Annotated in this window: 1 pseudogene; it reads right to left on the bottom strand. The window is 45.8% G+C overall.

Going from position 1 to position 559, the window contains the following annotated elements:
* Positions 1-471 (bottom strand): annotated as a pseudogene (locus R7Q48_RS29875) (glycosyltransferase family 1 protein); the annotation flags it as partial.
* Between the last annotated feature and the right edge of the window lie 88 nt (positions 472-559).

Below are 559 nucleotides of genomic sequence, written 5' to 3'. Positions count from 1 at the left end.
TGTTTGATGATCAACGCCCGCTAACGCGCCAAAATCGTCTCCGCAGTAGTAAATCAGCCCGCGTTTATTCATGGCATTACATACATCAGCGGCGGTTGGCAGGGATGTCCAAAACAGTGGGTTGTCGAAGTTCAACGCTTTTAAGTGTTTTTCTAGTTGGTGCTGCATCATCTTCGCTGCCACTTTTCTTGAAAAAGCAGAGTGGGGAGCCGGTATTGTCAGCAAATTTACCGTGAAAATGTTGTCTACCGCATCACAATGCATGGTTGGCTTATCTGAGCCAGTATCGCCGAAAACGCGGGAAATCTTGCTCACTAAACGTTGAATGTCTTTACTCGTCGGTTTTGGTTGTCTTAAACCGATGGAATTAACCCAAAGAATGCGATGGTTGGTGGCAAGTCGCTGAACGATGTGCTGCGTTGATGATGGTAAGCCGCCGAAGTCTTCGCCAAATACTACGATATCCGTCATGTGTTTCTCCTTGAGCTCTTAAGATTGGGTTTCTGATAGAAGGAGTAATCACAATGCGGGCCAAGGATTTTAGCTTTTAAAAACAGCT

Source organism: Vibrio sp. 378 (assembly GCF_033339435.1).
The sequence above is the reverse complement of the archived record's forward strand: the minus strand, read 5'-3'. Positions and strand labels throughout refer to the sequence as shown.